Annotated in this window: 14 protein-coding genes and 1 pseudogene; 12 read left to right on the top strand and 3 right to left on the bottom strand. The window is 61.3% G+C overall.

Annotated elements, in window-relative coordinates; translation table 11 throughout:
• The first annotated feature begins 56 nt into the window (after positions 1 to 56).
• The 6 genes from D3227_RS36355 (at position 57) to D3227_RS36330 (ending at position 4,460) form a co-directional block, all read left to right on the top strand.
• Positions 57 to 470 carry a hypothetical protein gene (locus tag D3227_RS36355; RefSeq protein ID WP_120018935.1) on the top strand — a complete coding sequence of 138 codons (414 nt, stop codon included), beginning with the start codon at positions 57 to 59 and terminating at the stop codon, positions 468 to 470.
• Between the two features lie 83 nt (positions 471 to 553).
• Entirely contained in the window at positions 554 to 787 is a 234-nt protein-coding gene (locus tag D3227_RS36350; protein ID WP_120018934.1) for a hypothetical protein, read from the top strand.
• Positions 781 to 2,241: a TolC family protein gene (locus D3227_RS36345; protein WP_167481018.1), complete on the top strand. Its 1,461-nt coding sequence runs from the start codon at positions 781 to 783 to the stop codon at positions 2,239 to 2,241. Before D3227_RS36350 ends, D3227_RS36345 begins: the two co-directional genes overlap by 7 nt.
• Before the next feature lie 17 nt (positions 2,242 to 2,258).
• Positions 2,259 to 3,617, top strand: coding sequence for a multicopper oxidase family protein (locus D3227_RS36340; RefSeq protein ID WP_120018932.1), 1,359 nt, complete (start codon positions 2,259 to 2,261; stop codon positions 3,615 to 3,617).
• 43 nt (positions 3,618 to 3,660) lie between these two features.
• The gene (locus D3227_RS36335; RefSeq protein WP_120018931.1) at positions 3,661 to 4,149 is read left to right on the top strand and encodes a cupredoxin domain-containing protein; all 489 of its coding nucleotides are present in this window, start codon (positions 3,661 to 3,663) and stop codon (positions 4,147 to 4,149) included.
• Positions 4,150 to 4,175: 26 nt separating this feature from the next.
• A complete protein-coding gene (locus tag D3227_RS36330) occupies positions 4,176 to 4,460 on the top strand; it encodes a copper-binding protein (protein ID WP_120018930.1) in 285 nt (94 codons plus the stop codon).
• Positions 4,461 to 4,533: 73 nt separating this feature from the next.
• Here the strand turns inward: D3227_RS36330 and D3227_RS36325 are convergent, their stop codons facing one another.
• Positions 4,534 to 4,899: a hypothetical protein gene (locus tag D3227_RS36325; RefSeq protein ID WP_120018929.1), complete on the bottom strand. Its 366-nt coding sequence runs from the start codon at positions 4,897 to 4,899 to the stop codon at positions 4,534 to 4,536.
• A gap of 163 nt (positions 4,900 to 5,062) precedes the next feature.
• Between D3227_RS36325 and D3227_RS36320 the strand changes: the two genes are divergently transcribed.
• The 4 genes from D3227_RS36320 (at position 5,063) to D3227_RS36305 (ending at position 10,549) form a co-directional block, all read left to right on the top strand.
• On the top strand, positions 5,063 to 5,407 hold the full coding sequence (locus D3227_RS36320) for a hypothetical protein (RefSeq protein ID WP_147377777.1): 345 nt from the start codon (positions 5,063 to 5,065) through the stop codon (positions 5,405 to 5,407).
• A gap of 125 nt (positions 5,408 to 5,532) precedes the next feature.
• Positions 5,533 to 5,934, top strand: a complete 402-nt coding sequence (locus tag D3227_RS36315) for a FixH family protein (protein WP_120018927.1) — start codon at positions 5,533 to 5,535, stop codon at positions 5,932 to 5,934.
• Positions 5,931 to 7,385, top strand: coding sequence for an efflux RND transporter periplasmic adaptor subunit (locus D3227_RS36310; protein ID WP_120018926.1), 1,455 nt, complete (start codon positions 5,931 to 5,933; stop codon positions 7,383 to 7,385). The genes D3227_RS36315 and D3227_RS36310 overlap by 4 nt, the downstream gene beginning before the upstream one ends.
• Complete coding sequence (locus tag D3227_RS36305) at positions 7,382 to 10,549, top strand: efflux RND transporter permease subunit (RefSeq protein WP_120018925.1); 3,168 nt, start codon at positions 7,382 to 7,384, stop codon at positions 10,547 to 10,549. Before D3227_RS36310 ends, D3227_RS36305 begins: the two co-directional genes overlap by 4 nt.
• 179 nt (positions 10,550 to 10,728) lie before the next feature.
• Here the strand turns inward: D3227_RS36305 and D3227_RS36300 are convergent, their stop codons facing one another.
• Together D3227_RS36300 and copM are read right to left on the bottom strand one after the other, a co-directional pair.
• Positions 10,729 to 10,983, bottom strand: a complete 255-nt coding sequence (locus D3227_RS36300; RefSeq protein ID WP_245452073.1) for a four-helix bundle copper-binding protein — start codon at positions 10,981 to 10,983, stop codon at positions 10,729 to 10,731.
• Between the two features lie 130 nt (positions 10,984 to 11,113).
• Positions 11,114 to 11,566, bottom strand: a complete 453-nt coding sequence (gene copM / locus D3227_RS36295; protein WP_120018924.1) for a CopM family metallochaperone — start codon at positions 11,564 to 11,566, stop codon at positions 11,114 to 11,116.
• A gap of 229 nt (positions 11,567 to 11,795) precedes the next feature.
• Here copM and D3227_RS41345 point away from each other — a divergent pair, with 229 nt between their 5' ends.
• Together D3227_RS41345 and D3227_RS36290 are read left to right on the top strand one after the other, a co-directional pair.
• Complete coding sequence (locus D3227_RS41345) at positions 11,796 to 12,011, top strand: hypothetical protein (RefSeq protein ID WP_147377776.1); 216 nt, start codon at positions 11,796 to 11,798, stop codon at positions 12,009 to 12,011.
• A 56-nt stretch (positions 12,012 to 12,067) separates the two neighbouring features.
• Positions 12,068 to 12,269: pseudogene (locus D3227_RS36290) on the top strand (IS66 family transposase); the annotation flags it as partial.

Here is a 12,269-nt window from a genome sequence, read left to right as displayed (position 1 = left end):
CAAACTAACGGCAGGCGACCTTGACAAATCAGGCGAACAATTGTCCGAAGGGGACGATGAGGAACCTTGGTCGGATCTCGATTGCTGGACTCGGACCGCTCCGTGCGGTGCTGGCGGTCGTGTTCCTTGTCATGTCCGCTCTTCAGCCTGGTCTGTTTGCCACGGCCAATGCCACGGGTTTTCACAGCGACGCGGGGATGAATCTCGCTGCCGACGAGCATTCCCACGACATGGGTGGTCACGACCACGGTGCCGCCGCCGACGACGTGGACATGTCAGAGCACGATCACGGCACCAAGAATTCCAACGAGAAAAGCTGCGAAGTCCATTGCGCGCCCGCGCATGCTGTTCCCGTCGATTGTCCTGATCTGCCGCGCGTTGTCTCCCGCTGCTTTGCGGCCGTCGTTGCCGAAGCCTCGGCAGGGGGCGAGTACACCGCCCATATAAGACCTCCCAGACCCCTGAGCTGACGCGCCTCTCTGGGGCGTTCGCGCGCAGCGTCCGGGATCCGTTCCGGCGCGGCCAAACGCATACGTCAAGCTTCAGGTCCACAATGAAAATCGCAAATCTCGCGATCCTCGCATCGCTGTTCGTTACCGGATGCGCGGCAACCACACCGCCGGACATCCTTCCGGCGTTCAATCCGGCCGATCCCGTGATGGGCATCCGCGATACGCACTACCACCCGGTCATCGTCGACTATCACCACCGGGAGCCCGTCGATCCGCAGAATTGGCGGCGTCTCAATGAGGAGCGCTCCCCTTCGAAGCCGGGAGCCGGATCATGAAGCGCCGGTTCCTGACCATGGCTACGGTCGTAGCCATCCCGCTGATCGCTGCCGGATGCGCGACCAACGGGGCCCTTGAGGGTATTTCCGACCCCATGGCCGGCTTCACGACAGTCGCGGCGCGTGCCGGATCCGTAACCGGCGAGAAAACGTTGTGGGTACAGTCCAGCGAGGAAGCCCGGGCGGTCTCAGAGCGTGTGAAGGGTCTCGTTCAGAGGAAGACGATCGGTCCAGACGTCGCGGTGCGGGTCGCCCTGCTCAACAACAAGGGCCTGCAGGCCGCCTACGCCGAGATCGGCCTGTCGGCCGCCGATGTCTGGCAAGAAACGATGCTCGTCAATCCCACAGTTTCTGTCGGCATGATTGGTGTCGATCCAGTGAAGACGATCGAAGGGGCGGTGGTCAGCAACGTCCTTGCGTTGGCGACCCGTGAACGGCGCGTTGCGATTGCGGATACTCGCTTCCGTCAGGCCCAACTCCGCGCTGCCGAAGAAACGCTACGGCTCGCCGCTGACACGCGGCGCGCGTGGATCAACGCTGTATCGGCTTGGGAAAGCGTTTCCTATCTGAATCAGGCGCAGGCTGCCGCCGACGCGGCTTCCGAACTTGCCCAGAAGCTAGGCGAAACAGGCGCTTTTACAAAGACCGGCCAGGCCCGCGAACACGTCTTTTATGCCGAGATCGTAGGTCAGGCGGCGGAGGCGCGTCTTGCCGCCCGGACCGCCAAGGAAGAGCTCACCCGCCTCATGGGTCTTTGGGGGCCGGACGTCGATTACTCAGTCCCCAACATGCTTCCAGCTCTGCCGAAGGGCGCCAAGGCCAAACGCGCTATCGAGGTGGAGGCGCTGAGAAATCGCGTCGACCTTGAGATCGCGAAACTCGAGCTGGAGGCCTTGGCGAACTCTTACGGTCTGACCGAGGCGACGCGCTACGTCACCGATCTCGAACTTCTTACCGGCGTGGAAGTGGAACGCGAGGAGTCGGAGGAAGGCGGAACCGAGACGAGCACTGCACCCATCCTGGAACTCGAGTTTGTCATCCCGATTTTCGACACCGGCAAAGCGCGCATGCGCAGGGCCGAGCTTGCCTACATGCAAGCTGCTAATCGGATGGCGGAAAAGGCGGTCAACGTCCGGTCCGAGGCGAGGTCTGCCTATGACGCCTACCGCTCGACGTACGACATCGCTCGGCACTATCGAAACAGCGTCGTCCCGCTTCAGACTAAGATCGAGGCCGAGTCGGTCCTGACCTACAACGGCATGATCACCAGCACGTTCGAGCTACTCGCGGACACCCGCGCGAAAATTAGTTCGATCATGCTTTCTCTCAACGCCAAGCGCAATTTCTGGCTGGCCGACGTCAATCTCGGAACCGCCATTCACGGCGGCGGCGGGAGCGCGCCCGAAGGCGGCGAAGCGCCGGCCGCAGCCGAAGCGGGCGCCGAAGGCCACTGAACTCAAGGAGAAGAAAAATGCTTTCAAGACGTCAGTTGCTGGGCGCGGGAGCCCTGCTCGCCGGGGCCACGGCATGGACCAAAACCTCGGCGATGGGCCTGCCGGACGCAGCCGTAATGGAGTCCCCGGACATGCAGCCCCCGATATTTCCGACGAGCGGGCCGAACTACCAGCCAGTCGTGACGCTCAACGGTTGGACGTTGCCCCACCGCATGAACAATGGTGTGAAGGAATTCCACCTCGTCGCCGAGGCGGTCGAGCGGGAACTGGCGCCCGGATCGACTGCGTATCTGTGGGGCTACAACGGTCAGTCCCCCGGGCCGACCATCGAGGCGGTCGAGGGCGATCGGGTCCGCATCTTCGTAACCAACAAGCTGCCGGAGCATACCACCGTGCATTGGCACGGCATGATCCTGCCCAATGGCATGGACGGCGTGACCGGTCTTACCCAGCCCGGGATCCCCCCAGGCAAGACCTTCGTCTACGAGTTCGACCTCGTGAAGAGCGGGACCTTCATGTACCACCCGCACGCCGATGAAATGGTCCAGATGGCCATGGGCATGATGGGTTTCTTCGTCATCCATCCGAAGGACCCGAAATTCATGCGGGTGGATCGCGATTTCGTGTTCCTGCTGAATGCTTTCGACATCGAACCGGGGTCGTACGTCCCGCGCATCATGGAAATGACGGACTTCAATCTCTGGGCCTGGAACAGCCGCATCTTTCCGGGGATCAGCCATCTTCCAGTGGCGAAGAACGACCGCGTCAGGGTGCGGGTGGGCAACCTGACGATGACCAACCATCCGATCCACATGCACGGCTACGACTTCGAGGTGACCTGTACCGACGGCGGCTGGGTTCGCCCGGAGGCCCGGTGGCCGGAGGTGTCGATCGACATCCCCGTTGGCGCAATGCGGGCGTACGAGTTCGAGGCCAAATACGAAGGCGACTGGGCGATCCATTGCCACAAGTCGCATCATACGATGAACGCTATGGGCCATGACGTGCCCACGTTCATCGGCGTCGACAACTCGAAGGTCACCGACAAGATCCGCCGGGTCCAGCCCGAATACATGGCGATGGGTGACCGCGGCATGGCCGACATGGGCGAGATGGAAATGCCGCTTCCCGACAATACGGTCCCGATGATGACCGGCTGGGGCCAGTTCGGCGCGATCGAGATGGGCGGCATGTTCTCGGTGGTCAAGGTCCGCGAGGGCCTGTCCGCGAACGATTACGCCGATCCCGGCTGGTACCAGCACCCGGAAGGAACCGTTGCCTATGAGTGGACCGGGGATATCCCCGCTCCAGCGAAATCAGGTGACGCAAAAACGATGACGCCGGCAGCGCACGGCGGTCACGGAAATCAGGGATGAAACACCTGAACCCTCAACGTCAACAATGAGAGAGATAAGCAGCATGAAACGAATACTGACAGCGGCCCTTCTGTTGGCTGCGATACCCGGGGCGGCTCTCGCTACCGGAACCCACGCCGGAGGCCATGGAGACGATGCTGCCACGATGGCGATCGGCAAGCCTGGAAAGGCCAAGCAGGCAAAGCGGACTGTCAACATCACGATGTCGGAGAGTGACGACGGGAAGATGATGTTCCAACCCGCAGTGCTCAAGGTGAAGCAGGGCGAGACGGTTCGTCTGAAGTTCGTCAACAAAGGCCAAGTCGACCACGAATTCGTCATGGACGTCCATGAAGGGATCATGGAGCACAAGGCGCTGATGGAGAAGTTCCCCGAGATGGAGCACGCCGATCCCAACTCGATCCGGCTGGCGCCGGGCGCCCGAGGCGAGATCGTCTGGACCTTCGCCAATGCCGGCGAATTCGGTTTCGCCTGCCTGATACCGGGTCATTACGATTCCGGCATGAAGGGCGATATCAGCGTCGCCCACTAACCTTCAAAACCGCAAAGGAAGCAGCCATGAAACTATTGGTAAAGGCACTCTCGACCCTGGCGCTCGCGCTCGCCATCAGCGGGAGCGCGCTCGCACAGGAATACGTGAAAGGCGAAGTCGTCAAAATCGACACCAAGCAGAAGAAGCTGACAATCAAACACGAGCCGCTGGCGAATCTCGACATGCCCGCGATGACGATGGTGTTCGTCGTCGCGGAGGACGCCATGCTCGAGAAGGTCAAAGCGGGTCAAGCGATCGAGTTTACAGCCGACCGCGTCAAAGGACGCATCACGGTCACCGGTATCAAGTGATCCGGGACTAGAGCCGCGGGTTGAAATCAACCCGCGACCGCGATCTGATCGGGCAATAGCGCGGGCACGGGTGTCACGATGAGGGAGCCGCGCAGAATGTTATCCAGAGGCTTTCTTTCCAATCATCGTGTGCGGAGCGGTTCAGAGGAAGAGCCATGGGATACTTCCGCGCGCCCACACTCACATATGCGGGATAATTGCAGCGAACGCGTGCACGATGCTTTCCGGTGTCTTCATACCTTACAGCGCCGGTCGCGTCCGTTTCGGCCAAGCCAATAGCGACTTCAAAGTCATAGTCGCTATCTTGCGAGATGCTATTGTCCAGGACGCTGAGCTGGACCGACGTGGCATCTGGAAAATTGGCAGTGTAAAATACCACTTGCTCCGCCATTGAGGGCGTAGCCACCATCACGCCGGCAAGAAATGCAATGGCGCGCATCTCCTCCTCCCGAGGATCGAAGACGAGACTATCATCTATCGCACAGATATTCGAATCGAATCTCTGTTTCGGCAGGGGGGCCGCGCCGTGCGCGGTTTCACAAGAAGGTCATAAATCCCGGAAACACTATCGCACGATGGCTGCCCATGCCAAAGTGTGACCAATGACGAATTCGTTCGGCTTCGGAAGGATGCTGTTGCTGCTGGTCGTATTCGGACTGGCCTTTGCACCTTTGGGAGCTTCGCCTTCGAGTGCTGCTGTCGCCGGGTCGGCTTTGTCCATGCCGGACGACATGCCATGCTGCCCGGACGGCAAGCCAATGGTGCCGGACTGCGGCGAGGATTGCCCGCTGGCCGTTTTGTGCGTGTTGGGGGTGGTCACCGCCCCGCTCCCCGAAACGCTCTCCTTCCTTCTCCCTGCGCCGGTCGGAGACGATTTCCTGAACGGCAGAGACGTGATCCTGCCCTGGCTCGTCGGGGAACCGCCCCCGAGACCTCCCAAATTCTGACTGGCAAATAGGCGCGTTTAGCGCCGGAACCCGTGCGGACGAATGCTGCGCGGGCCGTTCGCATGGCGTTTGTCATGCCCCCGCCGTGCGCAAGCGCGGAACACTGTCAGTCGGAAACATTGATCATGAAATCGAAATTTTTCCCACGCGCCGCGATGCTGGCGCTCGCGTCCTGCATCGTAGCTTTCCAGGCGGCCAAAGCAGTGCAAGAGGACTACGAATTCCAGCTCGTTAAGAACGAGATCAAGGAAGGGAACGGTGCCGTCGTCGCCGTCAGGCTCCTCGACAAGAGGACAGGCGCTCCGGTGAATAACGCCGTCGTATTCGCCACCAGAATGGACATGGCTCCGGACGGAATGGAGGCGATGACTGCGCCCGTCGAGGTGCTGCCATCCGTGGAGCCCGGCATCTATCGCTTCAAGACCAACCTCATGATGGCTGGAGGCTGGCGCTTCTCCATCGCGGCGAAGGTCCAGGGCGAGACCGAAACGGTCGAGCGCCGCCTGGAATTCGAGGCCGTCCAATGAAAAGGTTCGGCTCATTCCTAACGCTTGCCGTATTGGCGGCCGGGGCGGGCGCGGGCGGATACTCGGCCGGACAGCACGATCTGTCCGTCTCGGACGTCGTGCAAATGATCGAGACGAACATCGGGCGCCCGCTCAGCGCGGAACCGATGACGACAACTGCCGATCCGGTTCCCTTTGGTCCCATCATTTACTACCGCCATCCCGATGGAGATCCAGCCTATTCGTCGATGCCGAAGCGCACCGAGGACGGCCGGGATTTCGTCGCGATCCTGGCGAGCGAAGACGCAAGCTTCGAGGTTCGCCCTGAGGTCAAAGCAGCCGGCGGTGAAGCGACGGGGCGGCCGAGCGGCCGGAAGATTCTCTACTACCGCAATCCCATGGGCCTGCCGGACACGTCTCCTCTGCCGAAGAAGGATTCCATGGGGATGGACTACATTCCCGTCTTCGAAGGCGAAGCGGATGACGGGTCTACCGTCAAGGTATCGGCCGGAAGGCTGCAACGGACAGGCGTGAAAACAGCGCTGGCCACGAAGAGCGCGATCACGCGCCAGGTCCGGGTTCCCGGAACGGTCACGCTGGACGAGCGCCGCGTCAGTGTCGTGTCGACCCGCGCTGAAGCCTTCATTGAGGAAGTGGCTGATATCACGACCGGAGAGGCTATCGAGAAAGGTCGCCCGCTCGTGCGCTTTTACGCCAGAGAAATCGCCCAGGCAGGTGCTCTCTACGCCGCCGACCTGAAGGGCGGGTCAGGCCGCAACGCCGCCGAAGGCAGCCTGCAGCGTCTCGAAAATCTCGGTGTTCCCGCCGAGGCTATCGCCGAGATCGAAAAGACGAAGAAGGTGCCGATCTCGGTTACGCTGATGGCACGACGCAACGGCGTTGTCTTGGAGCGCATGGCTGTCGACGGCATGATGGCGGAGGCGGGCCAGACCCTGTTCCGGATCGCCGATGTCTCGACCCTCTGGGTGATGGCCGATGTGCCGGAATACGAGTTGAGTTCGGTTCGTATCGGGGACAAGGCGACTGTCCGCATCCGCAGCCTTCCGGGCAAGGTGTTCGAAGGCAAGGTCGGTCTGATCTACCCTGAAATCCAGGGGCAGACCCGGACCGCGAGGATTCGGATCGAACTGCCCAATCCCGACGGGCTTCTGCTCGCCAACATGTATGCCGAGGTGGAGATCGCGACCGGCGGCACTGATCCTGTCGTGACGGTACCCGACAGCGCGGTCATCGACACGGGGGACCGCCAGGTCGTGATCGTCGACAAGGGCGAAGGCAGCTTTGAGCCGCGCGACGTGAAGATCGGCCTGCGCGGCGAAGGTATGACCGAAATCATGGACGGCATTGCCGAGGGCGAACGCATCGCCGTCTCGGCGAACTTCCTGATCGATGCCGAAAGCAATTTGAAAGCAGCCCTCAGCGCTTTGACGCCTGCGGAGGCGCAGCCGTGATCGCGAATCTCATCGCCTGGTCGGCGCGCAACCTTGTTCTTGTCTTCTTTGCCACGGCGCTCGCAGTTGCCGCAGGAATCTATGCGGTCAGGATGTTGCCGCTCGATGCCATACCCGATCTCTCCGATGTTCAGGTCATCGTCTTCACCGACTATCCGGGTCAAGCACCGCAAGTGGTCGAGGATCAGGTCACCTATCCGCTGACAACCTCAATGCTGACCGTGCCACGGTCGAAGGTGGTGCGCGGCTTCTCGTTCTTCGGGGTGTCCTTTGTCTACGTGATCTTCGAAGACGGCACCGATCCCTATTGGGCGCGGAGCCGCGTGCTCGAATATCTGAACGCGGCCGCGAGCCGTCTGCCCGATGGCGTCTCCCCGGCGCTCGGACCGGACGCGACGGGCGTCGGCTGGGTTTATCAGTACGCGGTCGTTGCCAAGGAATTGTCGCTCGCCGAACTCCGTTCCCTGCAGGACTGGGTCGTGCGCTTCGCGGTCTCGAAGGCGGAAGGCGTGTCCGAGGTCGCAAGCGTCGGCGGCTTCGTCAAGCAGTACTCGATCGTGGTCGATCCGTCGCGGATGCGCGCTCAGGGCGTGACGCTTTCGGAAATCGGCGAGGCGGTTCGCACCAGCAACATGGACACGGGCGGGCGCACGGTCGAAATCTCCGAGTTCGAATTCATGGTGCGTGGACGTGGCTACCTGAAGAGTGTGTCCGACATCGAAAGCATCGCGTTGAAGTCGGTCAGCGGCGTACCGCTCAGGCTCGGCGACGTCGCCAAGGTCGAAATCGTTCCCGACGAACGGCGCGGCATCGCGGAGCTCAATGGCGAAGGCGAGGTCGCAAGCGGCATCGTCCTTCAGCGAGTCGGCGCGAACGCGCTGACCGTCATCGAGAACGCCAAGCAGAGCCTCGCCGAGATCGAAAGGAGCCTGCCTGAAGGTACCGAGATCGTGCCTGTCTACGATCGTTCAAAGCTCATCGAGGCTGCGATCGAGACTCTGAAGTCGACGCTGGTGGAGGAGAGCATCGTCGTGGCGCTGGTCACGATCGTCTTCCTGCTTCACGTCAGGAGCGCCCTGGTCGCGATCATCATGCTTCCGGTCGGCATCCTGATGGCCTTCGCGGCGATGAAGCTCCTCGGGCTCGGCTCCAACATCATGAGCCTCGGCGGCATCGCCATCGCCATCGGGGCGATGATCGACGCGGCGATCGTCATGATCGAGAACGCGCACAAGCACCTGGAACGGGCGCCTCCGGGCAAGCCCCGCATCGAGGTTTTGATCAAGGCCGCAGCCGAGGTCGGGCCAGCGCTGTTCTTCAGCCTGCTCATCATCACGGTCTCGTTCCTGCCGATCTTCACGCTGGAAAGCCAGGAAGGCCGCCTTTTCGGCCCGCTCGCCTTCACCAAAACCTTCGCCATGGCGGCGGCGGCGCTGCTCTCGGTCACGCTTGTGCCGGCGCTGATGGTCGTCTTCGTGCGCGGCCGGATCGTCCCGGAACACAAGAACCCGCTCAACAGGCTGCTGATCGGCCTCTATCGCCCGATAATCGCTGGCGTGCTCAAGGCGAAAACCTTCACCATCCTGCTTGCGATCGTCGCCCTTGGCGTCACCGTCTGGCCGTCGCGCCAGCTCGGCAGCGAGTTCATGCCGAACCTCGACGAGGGGACGCTGATGTACATGCCGACGACGCTGCCGGGCCTTTCGGTCACCAAGGCGGCAGAGTTGATGCAGATGCAAGACCGGATCATCAAGTCCTTTCCGGAAGTGGAGTCCGTCTTCGGCAAGGCTGGCCGCGCGCAGACCGCGACCGATCCCGCGCCGATGGAAATGTTCGAGACCATCATCAGTCTCAAGCCGAAATCGGAGTGGCGGCCGGGAGTCACGTCGGAAAGTCTGAAAACTGAGATGGACGCCGCGCTGCAGTTTCCGGGTGTGTCGAATGCCTGGACGATGCCGATCCGCGCCCGCATCGACATGCTGTCGACGGGCATACGCACGCCCGTCGGGGTCAAGGTCTACGGCACCGACCTCGGCGAGATGGAAAATGTCGCGCGCCAGATCGAGGCAGTGCTCAGGGCAGTGCCTGGCACGTCCAGCGCCTATGCCGAGCGGGTGATCGGTGGTTACTATCTCGACATCGTGCCCGATCGGACGGCCTTGGGCCGCTACGGCCTGTCGGTCGGTGATGTCCAAGACGTGATCTCCATGGCTCTCGGCGCAAAAGTCATCACGTCTACGGTCGAAGGCCGCGAACGCTATGGTGTCGCGATCCGCTATCCGCGCGCGCTTAGAAGCGATCCCGGGGCGATCGCCCGCGAGGTGCAGATCGCACTGCGTGGCGGCGGCTCCGTGCCCCTCGGGGAAGTCGCCAAGGTCGAACTTACGCGCGGCGCGACCTCCATCCGCACCGAGAACGGACAGCTCGCAGTCTACATCTTCGTCGACATCGCCGGCCGCGATCTCGGCGGCTATGTCAGCGAGGCGCAGCAAGCGGTCGCCGCCGAGATAAAGCTGCCTCCCGGCTATTCGGTCGCCTGGAGCGGCCAGTTCGAATATCTCGAACGTGCCCAGGCGCGGCTGAAGATCGTCGTGCCGCTGACGCTCGCGCTCATCTTCCTGCTGCTCTACCTCAACTTCCGGGCGCTAACCGAGACGCTGATCGTCATGCTGTCGCTGCCATTTGCAATCGTCGGCGGCATTTGGATGATGTGGTGGCTGGGCTTCAACATGTCGGTCGCGGTCGCAGTGGGCTTCATTGCGCTCGCCGGCGTGGCCGCCGAAACCGGGGTCATCATGCTGATCTATCTCGACAACGCGTGGAGCGAAGCGAGGGCCAGATGTGCGGCCGAGAAGCGGAGTTTGACCAGGATGGACCTCAGCGAGGCGATTATGTTCGGTGCCGTCGAGCGAGTACGCCCGAAGATGATGACCGTCGTCGCCATCATGGCGGGCTTGCTGCCCATCCTTTGGAGCACGGGCACCGGATCGGAGGTCATGCAGCGGATAGCCGTACCCATGATTGGTGGCATGATTTCTTCAACGATCCTGACGCTCGTGGTGATTCCGGCGGTCTACGGCATCGTCAAGGGCTGGCGGTTGCCGAGCCGGACTGTGGTCGACGAGCCAAGAGCAGACGCTCAGCTGAAGCTGGCCGCGCAATAGGAGCGAAAAATGATGGATCAGATGATGTCCGGCGGCATGTGGGGCATGGGCGTGGCAGGCTTCATCCTCCTTGCTTTGGTCGTGCCGGTGATCGCTGCCTTGATCAAGTTCGTGTTCTTCAGATGACAATCGTAGCAACGAGGGCGCGTGGCCTGAACCGGGCGCCCTCAGACTAGCTTCTAGGCCTCCATTTTCCGGCAGCTTTCTGCGCAGCGACGGCAGGCTTCGACGCATTCCTGCATGTCGCCAAAGCGCTCGCAATCATCCGCACATTCGTTGCAGATCTCGGCGCATTCGCCAGAGATATGCTGGTGGTACTCGGAACCGATGAGCATGAAATGCGCCGATGTCCGGCAGATTTCGGCGCACGCCACCATCAACGTGAAGTGTTGTTTTTCGGTGTGTTGGCCGCCCAGTTCCAGGCAGTGTCCCATCGCGGTTGATAGTCATACCGAGTAACAGCGCAGGCATTCGTCGATGCAGCTTTTCATTTCGGGGCTAAGGTGATGCATGGAAAATATTCTTTGTTTGAGTCGAGGAGCGCCCTACGACGTTTCCTGATGATCACTTTGCATTGGCCTCAAGCCACTGCTTGAACTCGCCGATTTCTTTGGTCTGGGCGTCGATTATCGTCTGAGCCATCTTCTTGACTTCGTCATTGTCGCCGTATTTCAGCTCGACTTCGGCCATGTCGATCGCACCCTGGTGATCCGCGATCATCCCGCAAGCGAAGGCGACATCGGGGTCTTTGGCCATCATGCCTTGCATCATGGCAGGATGCATCTTCATCATCGCCGCCATGTTGGCCTTGTGCGCTTCATCCATGCCCGACATGTCAATGCCGGCCATTCCTGGCACGGTGTGCCCGGCTGATGCGCCATCAGCCTGACCGCATTGCGCCGGCAAGGGCGTTGCAGCCATATCCATAGGCTGGTCGGAGGATTGCTGAGAGAACGCCGCCGGGGCGAAACCCGAGAGCAGCAATGCCGTGGCGATCGTGAGTTTGGTTTTGGTCATGATTTGTCTCCTGAATGCTTGAACTATGACGCGCGGCGCCAAAGTCTCGCCTCGGCGCCGGCTCGTAACATGAATCCGCTTATGATTTTGGCGGTCGGTCCAACCGGTCAGGGATCCGGGAGCTGGGCGGACCGGCCGTTTCGATGCGGACAGGAGATTCCAGTGCGGGACTCGGCAAAGTCGCCGGGACAGCTGCGAAGCCGGCCATGCAATGGAGCGCCGAACAGCAATGTCCGACGCGATGGCCGGTATTTATGCATGGGTGAGTGGCACCCGCCTGGCTTCCCTGCGCAATCGTCTGCGGCAATTGCAATGCCGTGCTGGGAGGATGATCGTGATTCAGCGCCTTTGCGGGTTGCGCTCCGGACAGAAGCAAACCTATCGCGAAGCAGATAAAAAAGGCTGCCTTCGCCCGCCGAAGAACCCACAAGAGTACAACGCATGACATGCGTAATTACTCACGCCCTTGTCAGGGGCAAGAATCCCTGAATCTATGGGGATATGGATCGCACTGATTTGCAGCGTCTGACGAAGGAAGAGTTGATCGATCTGGTGCTGCGGATACAGCGGCCAGAGAAGACATCGCGCACGTCGTCCAAGCCACCTTCGAGCGATCGCAAGGCGCGTCGGGACAGGGCAAAGCCTGGCGGCGCTAAGGCGGGTCATAAAGGTCACAGCCGCGCCATGAGTGAGGATGCCGATC

Source organism: Mesorhizobium waimense (genome assembly GCF_003601975.1).
In the GTDB taxonomy this organism is placed as follows: Bacteria; Pseudomonadota; Alphaproteobacteria; order Rhizobiales; family Rhizobiaceae; genus Mesorhizobium; species Mesorhizobium waimense.
Note: the sequence above shows the minus strand (reverse complement) of the source record. Positions and strands in the feature narration are given on the sequence as shown.

Coding starts and splice junctions, on each gene's coding strand:
- D3227_RS36340 (WP_120018932.1), top strand. CDS start 2,259: ATGCTTTCAAGACGTCAGTTGCTGGGCGCGGGAGCCCTGCTCGCCGGG.
- D3227_RS36300 (WP_245452073.1), bottom strand. CDS start 10,983: ATGGGACACTGCCTGGAACTGGGCGGCCAACACACCGAAAAACAACAC.
- D3227_RS36320 (WP_147377777.1), top strand. CDS start 5,063: ATGACGAATTCGTTCGGCTTCGGAAGGATGCTGTTGCTGCTGGTCGTA.
- D3227_RS36315 (WP_120018927.1), top strand. CDS start 5,533: ATGAAATCGAAATTTTTCCCACGCGCCGCGATGCTGGCGCTCGCGTCC.
- D3227_RS36310 (WP_120018926.1), top strand. CDS start 5,931: ATGAAAAGGTTCGGCTCATTCCTAACGCTTGCCGTATTGGCGGCCGGG.
- D3227_RS41345 (WP_147377776.1), top strand. CDS start 11,796: ATGTCCGACGCGATGGCCGGTATTTATGCATGGGTGAGTGGCACCCGC.
- D3227_RS36335 (WP_120018931.1), top strand. CDS start 3,661: ATGAAACGAATACTGACAGCGGCCCTTCTGTTGGCTGCGATACCCGGG.
- D3227_RS36330 (WP_120018930.1), top strand. CDS start 4,176: ATGAAACTATTGGTAAAGGCACTCTCGACCCTGGCGCTCGCGCTCGCC.
- D3227_RS36325 (WP_120018929.1), bottom strand. CDS start 4,899: ATGCGCGCCATTGCATTTCTTGCCGGCGTGATGGTGGCTACGCCCTCA.
- copM (WP_120018924.1), bottom strand. CDS start 11,566: ATGACCAAAACCAAACTCACGATCGCCACGGCATTGCTGCTCTCGGGT.
- D3227_RS36350 (WP_120018934.1), top strand. CDS start 554: ATGAAAATCGCAAATCTCGCGATCCTCGCATCGCTGTTCGTTACCGGA.
- D3227_RS36355 (WP_120018935.1), top strand. CDS start 57: ATGAGGAACCTTGGTCGGATCTCGATTGCTGGACTCGGACCGCTCCGT.